10 protein-coding genes are annotated in these 16449 nt (G+C 63.9%); 2 read left to right on the plus strand and 8 right to left on the minus strand.

Annotated elements, in window-relative coordinates:
* Window positions 1–223 precede the first annotated feature (223 nt).
* Complete coding sequence (xth, locus tag GEV01_RS10525) at window positions 224–988, plus strand: exodeoxyribonuclease III (RefSeq protein WP_152804114.1); 765 nt, start codon at window positions 224–226, stop codon at window positions 986–988.
* Here xth and GEV01_RS10530 read toward each other — a convergent pair.
* The 8 genes from GEV01_RS10530 to prpB form a co-directional block, all read right to left on the minus strand.
* A complete protein-coding gene (locus tag GEV01_RS10530) occupies window positions 985–4614 on the minus strand; it encodes an EAL domain-containing protein (protein ID WP_152804116.1) in 3630 nt (1209 codons plus the stop codon). The two genes, xth and GEV01_RS10530, sit on opposite strands and share 4 nt — an antisense overlap.
* Window positions 4615–4792: 178 nt before the next feature.
* Window positions 4793–6469, minus strand: a complete 1677-nt coding sequence (locus GEV01_RS10535; RefSeq protein WP_152804118.1) for a cation acetate symporter — start codon at window positions 6467–6469, stop codon at window positions 4793–4795.
* Complete coding sequence (locus tag GEV01_RS10540) at window positions 6466–6774, minus strand: DUF485 domain-containing protein (RefSeq protein ID WP_008446498.1); 309 nt, start codon at window positions 6772–6774, stop codon at window positions 6466–6468. The genes GEV01_RS10535 and GEV01_RS10540 overlap by 4 nt, the downstream gene beginning before the upstream one ends.
* A gap of 66 nt (window positions 6775–6840) precedes the next feature.
* Window positions 6841–8742 carry a propionate--CoA ligase gene (locus GEV01_RS10545; protein WP_152804120.1) on the minus strand — a complete coding sequence of 634 codons (1902 nt, stop codon included), beginning with the start codon at window positions 8740–8742 and terminating at the stop codon, window positions 6841–6843.
* A 25-nt stretch (window positions 8743–8767) separates the two neighbouring features.
* Window positions 8768–9958, minus strand: coding sequence for a 2-methylaconitate cis-trans isomerase PrpF (gene prpF / locus GEV01_RS10550; RefSeq protein WP_152804122.1), 1191 nt, complete (start codon window positions 9956–9958; stop codon window positions 8768–8770).
* 2 nt (window positions 9959–9960) lie between these two features.
* Window positions 9961–12558 carry a Fe/S-dependent 2-methylisocitrate dehydratase AcnD gene (gene acnD, locus GEV01_RS10555; RefSeq protein ID WP_152804124.1) on the minus strand — a complete coding sequence of 866 codons (2598 nt, stop codon included), beginning with the start codon at window positions 12556–12558 and terminating at the stop codon, window positions 9961–9963.
* Entirely contained in the window at window positions 12558–13703 is a 1146-nt protein-coding gene (prpC, locus tag GEV01_RS10560; protein ID WP_152804126.1) for a bifunctional 2-methylcitrate synthase/citrate synthase, read from the minus strand. The genes acnD and prpC overlap by 1 nt, the downstream gene beginning before the upstream one ends.
* 16 nt (window positions 13704–13719) lie before the next feature.
* The gene (gene prpB, locus GEV01_RS10565; protein ID WP_152804128.1) at window positions 13720–14607 is read right to left on the minus strand and encodes a methylisocitrate lyase; all 888 of its coding nucleotides are present in this window, start codon (window positions 14605–14607) and stop codon (window positions 13720–13722) included.
* 153 nt (window positions 14608–14760) lie between these two features.
* Between prpB and prpR the strand changes: the two genes are divergently transcribed.
* The gene (gene prpR / locus GEV01_RS10570; protein ID WP_152804130.1) at window positions 14761–16398 is read left to right on the plus strand and encodes a propionate catabolism operon regulatory protein PrpR; all 1638 of its coding nucleotides are present in this window, start codon (window positions 14761–14763) and stop codon (window positions 16396–16398) included.
* Window positions 16399–16449: the final 51 nt, after the last annotated feature.

Below are 16449 nucleotides of genomic sequence, written 5' to 3' on the forward strand. Positions count from 1 at the left end.
TTACCGTTCTATTTTGACAACAAGGAGACACTCCTAGCAATTTTTTTTTGATTTCACACATTTTGCAACATTTTAGGGCCTCGTAGTGCGCGCACGAAAGGCTTTTTCATGTTTTTTTATAAAAATCGTCAAATTAACAATCTCATGTGTTAAATCAAGATGATGTAAGATTCAAGCCTGTAGGCTAACAGCCCCCGCCAACCCCGCATGGACACAGACTCAGATGAAAATAGCCACATGGAATGTTAACTCACTCAACGTTCGGCTGACGCACGTCTTGAAATGGCTAGAGGAGAATCCCATCGATGTCCTCTGTATTCAAGAAACAAAATTAACGGACGACAAGTTTCCGGTGGCCGCCATCGAGGCCGCCGGCTACCACGTGGCCTTCAGCGGCCAGAAGACGTACAACGGCGTCGCCATCCTGTCCAAGCTGCCGCTTGCCGACGTGGTCAAGAACAATCCGCGCTACGAAGACGCGCAGCAGCGCATCCTGGCCGCCACCATCGATGGCGTGCGCATCGTGTGCGCCTACGTGCCCAACGGCCAGAGCGTCGATTCCGACAAGTACGAGTACAAGCTGGGCTGGTTGTCCGCCTTCCACGACTGGATCAAGGAAGAAGCCGCCGTCCATCCGCAGCTGGCGGTGCTGGGCGACTACAACATCGCGCCGGAAGACCGCGACGTCCACGATCCCGCCGCATGGGAAGGCCAGGTGCTGGTGTCCGACAAGGAGCGCGCCGCCCTCACCCGCCTGCTCGACATCGGCCTGACCGATTCCTACCGCCTGTTCGAGCAGCCGGAAAAATCATTCAGCTGGTGGGATTACCGCGCGTTGGGCTTCCGCCTCAACAAGGGACTGCGCATCGATCACATCCTGCTGTCGCAGGCGCTGGTGGCCCGATGCAGCGCCTGTGTGATCGACCGCGCGCCGCGCAAATGGGAGCAGCCGTCCGACCACGCTCCCGTGATCGCCACGCTGGACTAAAGTCTCGGCAACAGCAGCTGGGCCGTCGCATGCGGCACCGGCTGCGAGAACAGATAGCCCTGCGCATACTGGCAGCCATTGCGCTGCAGTAGCGCGTACTGCCCTTCCGTCTCCACACCCTCCGCCACCACCGACAGCTGCAGGCTGTCCGACAGCGCGATGATGGCCGCCACGATTGCGCGGTCCTCGGCGCTGTCCTCCAGATCCTTGATGAAGGCGCGGTCGATCTTGATCTTCTTGACCGGGAAGCGCTTCAGGTAGGCCAGGCTCGAATAGCCCGTGCCGAAATCGTCGATCGACAGGCGGATGCCCATGGCGTTGATCTGGCCCAGGATGTCCAGCGTCTGCTCGCCGTGCTGCATCAGCGCAGTCTCGGTGATCTCGAACTCGATCATCGATGGATCGATGCCGGTTTCGTCGAGGATGTCGCGGATCGACGCGATCAAGCCCCGGTGCATGAACTGGCGCGGCGACAGGTTGACCGCCAGCGGCACCGGCGCCAGGCCGGCGCGCTGCCACGCCATGCTTTGCTGGCAGGCCTGGCGTATCACCCACTCGCCGACCGGCACGATCAGGCCATTCTCTTCGATGATGGGGATGAAGTGGTCCGGCAGCACCAGCGTGCCGCCGCGCCGCCAGCGCAGCAGCACTTCCATCGTATGCAGGCGGCGCGTGCCGATATCCATGATGGGCTGGAAGTGCAGCTCGAACTCGTCCTGCACCAGCGCGCTGCGCAGGCTGGACTCCAGCTCGAAGTGCTGCGCCGCCGTCTGGTTCATCGCCTCTTTGAAGTACTGGTAATTGTTCCTGCCGCTGGCCTTGGCGTGGTACATGGCCGCGTCAGCGTGGCGCATCAGCGTTTCGACATCGCCGCCGTCATCCGGATACACGCAGATGCCGATCGACGGCGTGATGTGCAGATTGCGCCCCTCCAGCGGGAAGCTCTCCGACAAGGCCTCGATGATCTTCTCGGCCACGTGGCTGGCCTCGTCCGCGCTGCGGATGCCCGGCACCAGCACCACGAACTCGTCGCCGCCCAGGCGGGCCACGGTATCGCTGGCGCGCACCGCGCGGCACAGGCGGCCCGCAACCTCCTTCAGCAGCTGGTCGCCGGTCATGTGGCCCAGCGAATCGTTGATGGTCTTGAAGCGATCCAGGTCGATGAACATCACCGCCAGGCGGCGCTCGGAACGCTGCGCGGCCAGCATGGCGCGGTCCAGCCTATCCGACAGCAGCGCGCGGTTCGGCAGGCCGGTCAGGCTGTCGTGGTAGGCCATGTGGTGCACGCGCGCCTCGGCCTGGCGCCGCTCGACGATCTCGCCCTGCAGCAGCGCATTGGCGCCGGCCAGTTCGGCCGTGCGTTCCAGCACCCGCACTTCCAGCTCGTCGCGCGCGCGGCTGACCGCTTCCGCCGCCTCGCGCCGCTCGGTGATGTCGTCCACCAGCCATACCGAGCGACCGGTGGCCTTGGCCAGGTCGAACGGACGGCCCGACAGGCGGCCCCAGAACGTGCTGCCGTCCTTGCGCACCAGCTGGTATTCGGAGGCGTGCACGCGGCCGGCGTGAAAATCCTCCGCCGTGGCGGCGCGCGCCGCTTCCCATGCATCCTTGTCGGCGTAGAAGGCCTGCACGCTCAGCTGGTTCATCTCGCCAGGCGCGTAGCCGAACAGTTCTTCCATCTTGGTGTTGCAGCGCAGGTTGCGGCCCTGCTCCACCACCGAGATGCCCAGCACCGCGCTGTCCAGGATGGCCTGGTTTTCCAGCAGCGCGTTGCGCAGCGATTCCTCGGCGCGCTTTTGCTCGGTGCGGTCTTCGATCACCCAGATCGTGCCCTGGGTCGGATCGTCCGGATTGACGACGTAGCCGATCAGCTGCGCCCACATCAGCGTATCGTCGGCGCGGCGCATTTCGATCTCGGTCTGGAACGGCTTGCCGATCGAGAGGAAGGGATAGGCTTGCGCGCCCAGCCTGTCGTAGGAATCCTGCGATGGATACAAGGCCAGGCCGGGCAGCCCGAGGCCCGCATCGCCGTCGTAGCGGAACATCTCGGCGAAGCCGCGGTTGTAGCGCGTGATGACGCGGTTCTTGGTGAACAGGATGCTCATCGAGGCGTTGGTCATGATCGCCTCGACCTCCATCTGGGTCTGGCGCGTGGCGGTCACGTCTTCCAGGATCCAGATGGTGCCGCCTTCGCTATGCGCGTCGTCGACCGCCTTGGCGCGCACACGGCACCAGAACAGACTGCCGTCGCGGCGCTTGAATTCGTATTCCTTTTTCTCGAACGGCTGGCCGGTGCCCAGCAACGGCGCCGCCTCGCTGCCGAATTCCTCGTAGCGCGCCTGCGACGGGAACACCATCGCCGAAGGCTGGCCTATCATCTCGTCGATGCTGTAGCCGAACATCTCCGCCATGCGCGGATTACAGCTCAACATGATCTGCGCTTTGCTGAACAGGATGCCGACCGAGGCGTTGTCCAGGATGGCCTTCTGCTCCAGCAGCAGCTGGCGGGTCGCTTCCTCGTGCTGCTTCTGCGCGCTGCGGTCGTCGAAGATCCAGATCGTGTCCTGCTGCGTGCGGCCCGGATTGATCACGTAGCCGAAGGCGTGCGCCCAGAAGGTGGAGCCGTCCTGGCGCCGCATCTCCATCTCCGCCTGGTATGGCTTGCCGCGCGCCAGCAGCGGCCGCGCCTTCTTCACCACCGCGTCGAACGCCTGCTGCGACGGGTACAAGGTCGATGTCAGCTGGCCGACGCCGCCGTCGTCGCTGAAGCCGAAGAACTCGGCGAAGCGGTGGTTGTAGCGCAGGATGCGGTTGTCGCGCTGGAAGCCGATCGCCAGCGGCGCGCTGTCCATGATGGCCTGCATCTCCAGCAGCGCGCGGCGCAGCTTCTCTTCATCGATGCGGTGCTCGTTGATGTCTTCCATGATCCACACCGTGCCTTCGGCGGTGTTGATCGGATCGATGGCGCGGCCGAACACGCGCGCCCAGAACAGCGAGCCGTCCTTGCGGCGCAGCTGCGCCTCCTGCATGAAGGACAGGCCCTGCGACAGCGGCGGCCCGGCCTTGCGGCCCATGTCGACGAAGTCCTCTTCGCTCGGATACACGATCACCGAGGCCACGCCCTCCAGCTCCTGGCGGCTGTAGCCAAGCATTTCGGCGCAGCGGATATTGCATTCCTGGATAACGCCATCCTTGGTGAACAGGATGCCGACGGCGGCATTCTCCAGGATGGCCTGCTGCTCCAGCAGCGTCTTGCGCAGGGAGCGCTGGTCGCGCTCGACCGCGCTGATGTCGTGGAAGACGATGGTGCCGCCGCCGGACGGCAGCGCCTTGGCCTTGGCCTGCACCGACAGGTATTGTCCGTTGGCGCAGGTCAGGCAGCTGTCCCAGCGCACGCCGAAGGTCCCCGACAGCATGGCCGTGTCGAGATGCTCGGCGCTGGCCGCGCGCACGTGGCGCGCAAACAGCTCGGCCGCCGGACGGCCGCACGGATCGGCGCCCAGCAATTCGATCAGCTCCCAATTGGCGGCCAGCACCACGCCGTCATCACTGTAGGCGCACGCAGGAACGCCGATCAGCGCCAGCGCGTCCGCCACAAAGTCAGGATTAGTCGAAGCTCGATTCATGTACACCAAAGGCACCCGAAAAAAGATGCCACCTCGCCCGTTACTTCCCGGCAGCATAGTTGGCAGATCATAAACCACATTGGGCTCATTAGCCATCACGCGCGCCGAGCGACACCCCTAAAAACGACAATGCCCGGCGAGCCGGGCATTGCTGTCATCGGACCACTTGTCAATTCTATCAGTGAGCGGTCGCACCGGCGGCGCCGATGCCCGTCTCGGAGCGCATCTCCTGCGCCTCATAGCCGGCACGGTCGATGCGCGCCCGCGCACTGCGGTCCAGCATCGAGAACAGCCAGATGCTGGCGAAAGCGGCCGGCATCGAGAAGATCGCCGGCGACGCATACGGGAACAGCGCGTCCGCATGGCCCAGCACATCGACCCACACCGATTTCGACACCACGGTCAGCACCACGGCCGTGATCAGGCCGACGAAGCCGCCGATGGTGGCGCCACGCGTGGTGCAATCCTTCCACAGCACGGACATGAACAGCACCGGGAAGTTGGCCGAGGCGGCGATGGCGAAGGCCAGCGACACCATGAAGGCGATGTTCTGCTTCTCGAACACGATGCCCAGCACCACGGCGACGATGCCCAGCGCGACGGTGGTCAGGCGCGACACATACAGTTCCTTGGCGCTACTGGCCTTGCCCTTCTTGATGACGGTGGCGTACAGGTCGTGCGACACGGCCGAAGCACCGGACAGCGTCAGCCCCGCCACCACCGCCAGGATGGTCGCGAAGGCCACGGCCGAAATAAAGCCGAGGAAGACATTCCCGCCCACCGCCTTGGCCAGATGGATCGCAGCCATGTTGTTCCCGCCCAGCAGTTTGCCGGCTGCGTCCTTGAACTCAGGGTTGGTGCTCACCAAAACGATGGCGCCGAAGCCGATGATGAAGGTCAGCACGTAGAAGTAGGCGATCCAGCTGGTGGCCCAGAACACCGACTTGCGCGCTTCCTTCGCGCTTGGCACGGTGAAGAAGCGCATCAGGATGTGCGGCAGGCCGGCGGTGCCGAACATCAGCGCCATGCCGAACGAGATCGCCGACACCGGATCCTTGATGAAGGTGCCGGGGCCCATGATGGCGTCCTTCTTGGCGTGCACTTCGACCGATTTGGCGAACAGCGCCTCCGGGCTGAAATTGAACTGCGCCAGCACCACGACCGCCATGAAGGTCGCGCCGCCGAGCAGCATCACCGCCTTGATGATCTGCACCCAGGTGGTGGCCGTCATGCCGCCGAACAGCACGTAGATCATCATCAGCGAACCGACCAGCACCACCGCGATCCAGTACTCAAGGCCGAACAGCAGCTTGATCAACTGCCCCGCGCCGACCATCTGCGCGATCAGGTAGAAGGCCACCACCACCAGCGTGCCGGAAGCGGAGAAGATGCGGATAGGCGCCTGCTTGAAGCGGTAGGCCGCAACGTCGGCGAAGGTGAAGCGGCCCAGGTTGCGCAGGCGCTCCGCCATCAGGAAGGTGATCACCGGCCACCCGACCAGGAAGCCGATGGCGTAGATCAACCCATCGTAACCATTGAGGAAAACTGCGGCGGAAATGCCGAGGAAGGAAGCCGCTGACATATAGTCGCCGGCGATGGCCAAGCCGTTCTGGAAGCCGGTGATGCCGCCGCCGGCGGTGTAGAAGTCGGCCGCCGACTTGGTCTTGGCCGCTGCCCACTTGGTGACGAACAGCGTGAACACCACGAACGCGCCGAACATGGTGATCGCGGTCCAGTTGACGGGCTGCTTGGTCGCCTGCCCCAGATCGGCGCCGGCCGCGAGGGCCGCGCCGCTGGCGCCCAGCAGCGCCAATGCCATCGCAAACCAACCCAGGCTGCGCTTGGCCGCGTTCATGATTGCACCCGGTCGTGGATAGCCTGGGTCAGGTCGTCGAACTGCTTGTTGGCGCGGCGTACATACAGGCCCGTCACCAGCACCGTGAACACGATCACGAAAAGGCCTAGCGGCATCCCCCAGGTCATCACGCCGGCACCGGTCTTCGACGCCAGCAGTTCCTTGTCGAAGGCGATGAGCAGGATGTAGCCGTAATAGACCAGCATCATCACCGCCGTCAGCGCCCAGCCGAAACGGGAGCGCGTCTTGACCAGCCTGTGGTAGCTGGGGTCGCGCTTTATTTTTTGAACCAGATCGTCATGCATGGTGTGTCTCCTCTGTTGTTTGTCACAACAATAAACAGCGAGACTTACCGGCCCCTTACGCGCACACTATTTCGCCACACCTTCTTGCAGCACCCGTTGTATCTGCTGCAGCGACGCCGGATCTTCGATGGAGGTCAGGTCGCCGGGATTGCGGCCCTCGCAGATCGCCTGTATCGAACGGCGCAGCAGTTTTCCCGAACGTGTCTTCGGCAGCTGCGGCACGAAGTACACCCGCGACGGCCGCGCCACTGCGCCCAGCTGGCGATCGACCACGCCCAGGATTTCGCGTTCCTGTGCAGCGCAGGCCTCGTCACCGACGATGCGCGACGCGTCCTTGACGATGACGAAGGCCACCGCCACCTGGCCTTTGAGCTTGTCCTCCACACCCACCACCGCCACCTCGGATACGTTGGTGTGGCTGGAGATGGACTCCTCGATCTCGCGCGTGCCGAGGCGGTGGCCGGCGACGTTGATCACATCGTCGGTGCGGCCAAGGATGAAGTAGTAGCCGTCGGCATCGCGCACGCCCCAGTCGAAGGTCGAATACAGCTGCTGCCCGCCGCAGCTGGTCCAGTAGGTATCGACAAAACGCTGGTCATCACCGTACACGGTCTGCATGCAGCCCGGCGGCAGCGGGCCTTCGACCATCACCACGCCCTTCTCGTTGGCGCCGCATTCCTCGCCGGTCGATTCATTAACCAGCTTGACCTTGTAGCCGTACATCGCCACGCCAGGGCTGCCCAGCCGCGTAGGCAAGTCTTCCACACCCTTGGCGATGGAGAGAATCGGCCAGCCGGTTTCGGTCTGCCAGTAGTTGTCGATGATGGGCACGCCCAGCTCACCGGATATCCATTGCGACGTGGTTTCGTCCAGCGGCTCGCCCGCCAGGTACAACGCGCGCAGCGACGACAGGTCGTACTTGCGCATGAACTCCGGCGGCTGCTTGCGCAGCACGCGGATCGCTGTCGGCGCGGAGAACATGCGCGTGACCTTGTACTTCTCGACGATGCTCCACCAGATGCCCGGGTCCGGGCAGATCGGCGTGCCTTCGTACATGATGGTCGCCATGCCGGCGATCAGCGGGCCGTAGACGATGTAGGAATGGCCGACCACCCAGCCGATATCGGAAGTGGCGAAGAAGGTCTCGCCGGCCTTGCTACAGAAGTTGTACTTCATCGACGACGCCAGCGCCACCGCATAGCCGCCAACGTCGCGCTGCACGCCTTTGGGCTTGCCGGTGGTGCCGGAGGTGTACAGGATGTAGGATGGCTCGTTCGACTCCAACCACGTCACCGGCACGCGCGCATCGATGTGCGCGGCGCGCAGGCTGGCGTAGTCCTCGTCACGGCCCGCCACCAGGTTCATGGGCGCCAGGCCGCGATCCACCAGCAGCACCTTGGCCGGCTTGGCGGCGGACAGTTCGATCGCTTCGTCCAGCAGATGCTTGTAGGGGATGGCTTTGCCGTTACGCGAACCGGCATCGGCGGAGACGACCAGCACCGGCTTGGCGTCGTCGATGCGGCTGGCCAGGCTGTTGGCGGCAAAGCCGCCGAACACCACCGAATGCACCGCGCCGATGCGGGCGCAGGCCAGCATCGCGAACGCCGCCTCGGCGATCATCGGCATGTAGATCAGCACACGGTCGCCACGGCCGACGCCCAGCGCCAGCATCACGGCGGCGCAGCGCTCCACTTCGGCCTGGAGTTCGTTGAAGCTATAGCTGCGCTCCGTATTGGCTTCGGTGGAGATGGCGATCAGCGCGGGCTGGTCGCCCTGCGTGGCGCACCAGCGGTCCACCGCGTTGTGGCAAAGGTTAGTCTGCCCGCCGACGAACCACCGGGCGAACGGAGGATGAGAATAATCCAGCACCTGCGTGCATGGGGCGTTCCAATCGATGAGCGCTGCTTCGTCCTGCCAGAATTGTTCAGGCGTGACGATAGAGCGCTGATAGAAATCAGCGTAATTCATGTCTCCTCCGTTGTATGTGGCTTACTTAGAACGTATCGCCGGGAACGCGTACCCAACCTTCCATCAGCACGCGGGCGCTGCGGCTCATGACCGCTTTTGTAACGCTCCACTCGCCGTTCTGCTGCGTCGCCTCCGCGCCCACCCGCAGCGTGCCGGATGGATGGCCGAAGCGCACCGCATCACGGGCGCCACCGCCGGCCGCCAGGTTGACCAGCGTGCCAGGTATCGCCGCCGCCGTGCCGATGGCGACAGCTGCGGTCCCCATCATCGCGTGGTGCAGCTTACCCATGGACATGGCGCGCACCAGCAGGTCCACATCGGTAGCGGCGACCTGCTTGCCGCTGGACGATACATATGGAGCTGGCTTGGCGACGAAGGCCACCTTGGGCGTGTGCTGGCGCGTGGCCGCGTCGTCGATATGCTTGATGAGGCCCATGCGCAGCGCGCCATGTGCGCGTATCAGTTCGAAGCGTGCCAGCGCTTTAGGATCGCTATTGATCGCGTCCTGCAGCTCGGTGCCGAGGTAGCCGATATCTTCAGCGTTGACGAAGATGGTCGGAATACCGGCGTTTATCATGGTCGCCTTCATCGTGCCGACGCCCGGCACTTCGAGGTCGTCGACCAGTTGGCCGGTCGGGAACATCGAACCGCCTGCGCCCTCCTCTTCCGCCGCCGGGTCCATGAATTCGAGTTGTACTTCGGCCGCCGGGAAGGTCACGCCGTCGAGTTCAAAGTCGCCGGTTTCCTGCACTTCGCCGTTGGTCATCGGTACGTGGGCGATGATGGTCTTGCCGATGTTGGCCTGCCACACGCGCACCACAGCGACGCCGTCTTGCGGGATGCGGGCCGGGTCCACCAGGCCACCGCTGATGGCGAACGCGCCAACGGCGGCGGACAGGTTGCCGCAATTGCCGCTCCAGTCGACGAAGGCCTTGTCGATGGAGACCTGGCCGAACAGGTAGTCGACATCGTGGTCAGGCTTGCTGCTCTTGGACAGGATCACCGACTTGCTGGTGCTGGAGGTGGCGCCGCCCATGCCGTCGATCTGCTTGCCGTACGGATCGGGGCTGCCGATCACGCGCAGCAGCAAGGCGTCGCGCGCGGCGCCCGGCTGTTGTGCGGCTTCCGGCAAGTCCTGCAGCCGGAAGAACACGCCCTTGCTGGTGCCGCCACGCATATACGTGGCGGGGATTTTGATTTGCGGTTTATGCGCCATGGTCAAGCCGCCTTCACGGATTCGAGGAAGTCCTGCGCGAAGCGTTGCAGAACGCCGCCCGCTTCATAGATCGATACTTCTTCCGCCGTATCCAGGCGGCAGATCACCGGCACTTCGACGCGCTCGCCGTTGCGGCGGTTGACCACCAGCGTTAGCGTCGAACGCGGCGTGCGCTCGCCGATCACGTCATAGCTTTCGGTGCCATCCAACGCCAGCGTCAGGCGGTTCACGCCAGGCTGAAACTCCAGCGGCAGCACGCCCATGCCGACCAGATTGGTGCGGTGGATACGTTCGAAGCCCTCGGCCACGATAGCCTCCACACCCGCCAGGCGCACACCCTTGGCAGCCCAGTCACGCGACGAGCCCTGGCCGTAGTCGGCGCCGGCGATCACGATCAACGACTGTTTGCGTTCCATGTAGGTCTCGATGGCTTCCCACATGCGGGTGACTTTGCCTTCCGGTTCCACGCGTGCCAGCGAACCGGCTTTGACCTTGCCGTCCGCATCGCGCACCATCTCGTTCTTCAGCGTCGGATTGGCGAAGGTGGCGCGTTGCGCGGTCAGGTGGTCGCCGCGGTGGGTGGCGTAGGAATTGAAGTCTTCTTCCGGCAGGCCCATTTTCGCCAGGTACTCGCCGGCCGCGCTGTTCAACATGATGGCGTTGGACGGCGACAGGTGGTCGGTGGTGATGTTATCGCCCAGGACCGCCAGCGGCAGCATGCCTTTCAGCGGACGTGCGCCGGCCAGCGCGCCTTCCCAGTACGGCGGACGACGGATGTAGGTGGTCTGCGGACGCCAGTCGTACAGCGGCTTTACTTTGACGCCATCGTCTTCCTGCTTGGCGAACATCGGGATGTAGACCTTGTTGTACTGCGCCGGCTTGACGCTGGACGCGACCAGCGCGTCGATTTCTTCGTCGGTCGGCCAGATATCCTTCAGCGTGACCGGCTGGCCGTTGCTGTCGATGCCCAGCACGTCCTTCTCGATATCGAAGCGGATCGTGCCGGCGATGGCGTAGGCCACCACCAGCGGCGGCGAAGCCAGGAAGGCCTGCTTGGCGTATGGGTGAATGCGGCCGTCGAAGTTGCGGTTACCCGACAACACAGCGGTGGCGTACAGATCGCGGTCGATCACTTCCTTCTGGATCATCGGATCGAGCGCGCCGGACATGCCGTTGCAGGTGGTGCAGGCATAAGCGACGACGCCAAAGCCCAACTGCTCCAGCTCGGGCATCAGGCCCGCTTCTTCCAGATACAGCGTCACAGTCTTGGAGCCGGGCGCCAGCGAGCTTTTCACCCAAGGCTTGCGGGTCAGGCCGCGCGCGTTGGCGTTACGGGCCAGCAGACCGGCGGCGACCATATTGCGTGGATTATTGGTGTTGGTGCAGCTGGTGATGGCGGCGATGATGACGGCGCCGTCAGGCATCAGGCCAGGCTCGTTTTCCACCACGCCGCTGATGCCGCGTGCGGCCAGCTCGGAGGTCGGCACGCGGTTGTGCGGGTTCGATGGACCGGCGATGGTGCGGACCACTGACGACAGGTCGAACTTCAACACGCGCTCGTATTCTGCGGTCTTCAGGGCTTCGCCCCACAGGCCGGTTTCCTTCGCGTAGGTTTCCACCAGCTTGACCAGTTCGTCGTCGCGGCCGGTCAGCTTCAGGTACTTGATGGTCTGCTCGTCGATGTAGAACATCGCGGCGGTGGAGCCGTATTCCGGCGCCATATTGGAGATCGTCGCGCGGTCGCCCAGCGTCAGGTGCGAAGCGCCCTCGCCGAAGAACTCCAGATACGAGGAGACGACCTTCTGCTTGCGCAGGAATTCGGTCAGCGCCAGCACGGTGTCGGTGGCGGTGATGCCGGCTTGCGGCTTGCCCGTCAGCTCAACGCCGATGATGTCGGGAAGGCGCATCCACGATGCGCGGCCCAGCATCACGCTCTCCGCTTCCAGGCCGCCGACGCCGATGGCGATCACGCCCAGCGCATCGACCATCGGCGTGTGCGAATCGGTGCCGACCAGCGTGTCCGGGAAGGCCACGCCGTCTACGGCCTGGATCACCGGCGACATGCGCTCCAGATTGATCTGATGCAGGATGCCGTTACCCGGCGGGATCACGTCGACGTTTTTGAACGCCTTCTTGGTCCAGTTGATAAAGTCGAAGCGGTCTTCGTTGCGGCGGTCTTCAATGGCGCGGTTCTTGTCGAAGGCATCGGGATCGAAGCCGCCGCATTCGACGGCCAGCGAGTGGTCGACCACCAGCTGGGTCGGCACCACCGGATTGACCAGCGCAGGATCGCCGCCTTGCAGCGCGATGGCGTCGCGCAGGCCGGCCAGGTCGACCAGCGCGGTCTGGCCCAGGATGTCGTGGCAGACCACGCGGGCCGGGAACCATGGGAAGTCCAGATCGCGCTTGCGCTCGATCAGCTGCGACAGCGAAGCGTTCAGCGTCGCCGGATCGCAGCGGCGCACCAGGTTTTCCGCCAGTACGCGCGAGGTGTACGGCAGTTTGGCCCAGGCGCCTGGCTGGATCGCGTCGACAGCGGCTCGCGCGTCGAAGTAATCGAGCTTGGTGCCCGGCAGGGATTTACGGAATTGGGTGTTCATTATTTGCGGTCCTTGATCGGAACGAACTTCAGGTCTTCAGGACCGACGTAGTTCGCGCTTGGACGAATGATCTTGTTGTCGATGCGCTGTTCGATGATGTGCGCGGCCCAGCCGGACGTGCGCGAGATGACGAACAGTGGCGTGAACATCGCGGTCGGCACGCCCATCATGTGGTACGACACGGCCGAGAACCAGTCCAGGTTCGGGAACATCTTCTTGATGTCCCACATGACGGTTTCCAGGCGTTCGGCGATGTCGAACATCTTCATCGAGCCGGCTTCCTGCGACAGCTTGCGCGCCACTTCCTTGATGACGACGTTGCGTGGATCGGAGATGGTGTACACCGGATGGCCGAAGCCGATCACGACTTCCTTGTTGGCGACGCGGTTGCGGATGTCCGCTTCGGCTTCGTCGGCGTTTTCGTAGCGCTTCTGGATCTCGAAGGCGAATTCGTTGGCGCCGCCGTGTTTAGGGCCGCGCAGCGCGCCGATTGCGCCGGTGATGGCGGAGTGGATGTCCGAACCCGTGCCAGCGATGACGCGGCTGGTGAAGGTGGAGGCGTTGAACTCGTGTTCCGCGTACAGGATCAGCGAGGTGTGCATCGCCTGGACCCAGCTTTCGGAAGGCTTCTCGCCGTGCAGCAGATGCAGGAAGTGGCCGCCGATGGAGTCGTCGTCGGTTTCGACGTCGATGCGTTTGCCGTTGTGGCTGAAGTGGTACCAGTACAGCAGCATCGAGCCGAAGGACGCCATCAGGCGGTCGGCGATGTCGCGCGCGCCTGGCACGTTGTGGTCGTCCTTTTCGGGCAGCGTGCAGCCGAGGACCGAGACACCGGTGCGCATCACGTCCATCGGGTGCGCCGATGCGGGCAGTGCTTCCAGTGCGGCTTTCAGCGATGCGGGCAGACCGCGCAGCGAGCGCAGTTTGGTCTTGTAGCCTTTCAGTTCGGCGGCATTCGGCAGTTTGCCGTGCACCAGCAGGTAGGCGATTTCCTCGAACTCGCAGGTGTTGGCGACATCGAGGATGTCGTAGCCACGGTAGTGCAGGTCGTTGCCTGTTTTGCCGACGGAGCACAGTGCGGTGTTACCGGCGGTGACGCCGGACAGGGCGACGGATTTTTTTGGTTTGAAGGTGGCTTCGGTCATTTTGTAGATCTCCTGATTATTTTTTCTGTGCGGCGAACAGTGCATCCAGCTTCTGCTCGAAGCTGTGGTAGTTGATGCGTTCATACAGTTCGGCGCGGGTCTGCATGGTGTCGAGTACATTCTGCTGCGTGCCGTCGCGACGGATCGCGTCGTAGACGTTTTCCGCAGCCTTGTTCATGGCGCGGAAGGCCGACAGCGGATACAGCACCAGGCCCACATCGGCGGCGCGCAGTTCATCCACGGTGAACAACGGCGTCGAGCCGAATTCGGTGATGTTGGCCAGCACCGGCACCTTGACGGCGGCGGCGAATTTTTTATACATATCGAGGCTGATCATCGCTTCCGGGAAGATCATGTCGGCGCCCGCTTCCACGCAAGCGACGGCGCGCTCGATGGCGGCGTCCAGGCCTTCGACGGCCAGCGCATCGGTGCGGGCCATGATGACGAAGTTCTCATCGGTGCGCGCATCGACGGCGGCGCTGATACGGTCGACCATCTCCTGCTTGGTGACGATCTCCTTGCCCGGACGGTGGCCGCAGCGCTTGGCGCCGACCTGGTCTTCGATGTGCATGGCGGCGGCGCCGAACTTGATCATGGACTTGACGGTGCGCGCCACGTTGAAGGCGGAGGCGCCGAAGCCGGTGTCGACATCGACCAGCAGCGGCAGATCACACACGTCGGTGATGCGGCGCACGTCGGTCAGCACGTCGTCCAGGTTGGAGATGCCCAGGTCCGGCAGGCCGAGCGAACCCGCCGCCACGCCGCCGCCCGACAGATAGATCGCCTTGAAGCCGGCGCGCTTGGCCAGCAAGGCGTGGTTGGCGTTGATCGCGCCGACCACCTGCAATGGGGATTCTTCCTGGACGGCTTTGCGGAACGCGGCGCCTGCGGAGTATTGAGTCATGTGGTTACCTTTCAATGTTGCGATGAAGTTGCGGGAGTTATTGCAAGGGGCGTGCCAGATAAGCACCCTATACAAATCAACAACTTACGGCAACTCGACGTTTCACAGACGTTTCATTTTGAAACATCGAAACATATGAACTACAATTGAAACATGCGCCATTCCACTCCCCTGCCCTTCGACGTCAACGACAAACCGGTGATCTGGACGGTTTCCGTCTCGCGCCTGTACGACCTGTTCCGCGACATCACGCTGGAATACGACGATCTGGCCACCATCGAACCGATCAACCTCGGTTTCGACGAAGCGGCCCGCCACATCCGCGAGCGCATGGCCACCGAGCGCTGCGACGCCGTCATCGCCGCCGGTTCCAACGCGGCGTACCTGAAGGGCCGCCTGTCGGTGCCGGTGGTGATCGCCAAGTTCAGTGGCTTCGATGTGATGCAGGCGCTGGCGCGGGCGCGGCGCGTGTCGGACCGCATCGGCATCGTCACGTACCAGGAGCGGCTGCCGGAGCTGGCCGAATTCGCCGGCACCTTCGGCTTCGATGTCGAACAGCGCACCTACGCCACAGAGGAAGATGCGCGCGCCCAGATCAACGACCTGAAAGCAGCGGGCATCAAGGCCATCGTCGGCGCCGGCCTGATTACCGACCTGGCCGAGGAAGCGGGATTGACCGGCGTGTTCGTCTACTCGGCCGCCTCGATCCGCCACGCCTTCGACGATGCGCTGGAGATGGCGCGGTTGGCACAGCTGGAATCGAACCGTAGCCGCGCACGCGGCGCCGTGGTGGCGGACACCTTGCGCGCCAAGCACGGCATCAACGACCTACGCGGCGATTCGGAAGCGATGGAGTCGCTACGCCAGTCCGTGCTGCTGTATGCGAAGTCCCCCGCCACCGTGCTGATACAGGGCGAGACCGGCTGCGGCAAGGAGTTGGTGGCACAGGCCATCCATCGCGAGAGCCCGCGCACGCTGGGTCAGAACCGCCCCTTCGTCGCCGTCAATTGCGGTGCGATTGCGGAATCGCTGCTGGAGTCCGAGCTATTCGGCCACGAGGAAGGCGCTTTCACCGGTGCGCGGCGCGGCGGCCATGCAGGGTTGTTCGAGGCGGCCAATCGCGGCACGCTGTTCCTCGACGAAATCGGCGAGATGCCATTGACGCTGCAAACCCGTTTGCTGCGCGTGCTGGAAGAACGCGAGGTGGTGCGCGTGGGCGGCACGCGGCCGATCGCGGTCAACGTGCGTATCATCAGCGCCACCCATTGCGATCTGGAGCAGCGCGTGCGTGAGGGCCGCTTCCGCGCCGATCTGTTCTACCGGCTGGCGGTGCTGCGCTTGTCGCTGCCACCGCTGCGCGCACGGCAGGAGGATGTGATGACGCTGGCCGAATGGTCGCTGAAGAATGCGCTGGCGTCGCTGGGTGCGCGGCCGCATCCCAATCTTCACGCCGAGATGGCAGCCTGCGCGCCGCTGCTGCAACGCTACGACTGGCCCGGCAATGTGCGCGAACTGCGCAACCTGGCCGAGCGCCTGGCGCTGTTCCTCGCCGCCGAGCCCTTGCAGGCTTTGACGCCGGCCTTCGTGCTCAGCGTGGCGCCGGAGCTGGCGGCGCGCGCAGCGCCCGTCCCTGGCGCCGCACCGCCTGCGCTGCCTGCCGCCCGTCCACCTGGCGAAAGCATCAGCGCCGTGCTGGCCCGCTTCGGCGGCCGCCGCGACGCCGCCGCCGACTACCTAGGCATCAGCCGCACCACGCTCTGGCGCAAGCTGCGGGCCGAAGCCGGCGAATAAGCCTGCGGGAGCGCACTGGTACTCGCTGCCTACCGCTCATCCCTGCCAAAA

The sequence above is a fragment of the Rugamonas rivuli genome (genome assembly GCF_009380165.1).
Lineage (GTDB): Bacteria > Pseudomonadota > Gammaproteobacteria > Burkholderiales > Burkholderiaceae_D > Rugamonas > Rugamonas rivuli.

Bases quoted from the DNA above. Each gene is read 5' to 3' on its own strand.
- prpR (WP_152804130.1), top strand. From the start codon at position 14,761: ATGCGCCATTCCACTCCCCTGCCCTTCGACGTCAACGACAAACCGGTG.
- GEV01_RS10540 (WP_008446498.1), bottom strand. From the start codon at position 6,774: ATGCATGACGATCTGGTTCAAAAAATAAAGCGCGACCCCAGCTACCAC.
- xth (WP_152804114.1), top strand. From the start codon at position 224: ATGAAAATAGCCACATGGAATGTTAACTCACTCAACGTTCGGCTGACG.
- GEV01_RS10530 (WP_152804116.1), bottom strand. From the start codon at position 4,614: ATGAATCGAGCTTCGACTAATCCTGACTTTGTGGCGGACGCGCTGGCG.
- prpB (WP_152804128.1), bottom strand. From the start codon at position 14,607: ATGACTCAATACTCCGCAGGCGCCGCGTTCCGCAAAGCCGTCCAGGAA.
- acnD (WP_152804124.1), bottom strand. From the start codon at position 12,558: ATGAACACCCAATTCCGTAAATCCCTGCCGGGCACCAAGCTCGATTAC.
- prpC (WP_152804126.1), bottom strand. From the start codon at position 13,703: ATGACCGAAGCCACCTTCAAACCAAAAAAATCCGTCGCCCTGTCCGGC.
- GEV01_RS10535 (WP_152804118.1), bottom strand. From the start codon at position 6,469: ATGAACGCGGCCAAGCGCAGCCTGGGTTGGTTTGCGATGGCATTGGCG.
- prpF (WP_152804122.1), bottom strand. From the start codon at position 9,958: ATGGCGCATAAACCGCAAATCAAAATCCCCGCCACGTATATGCGTGGC.
- GEV01_RS10545 (WP_152804120.1), bottom strand. From the start codon at position 8,742: ATGAATTACGCTGATTTCTATCAGCGCTCTATCGTCACGCCTGAACAA.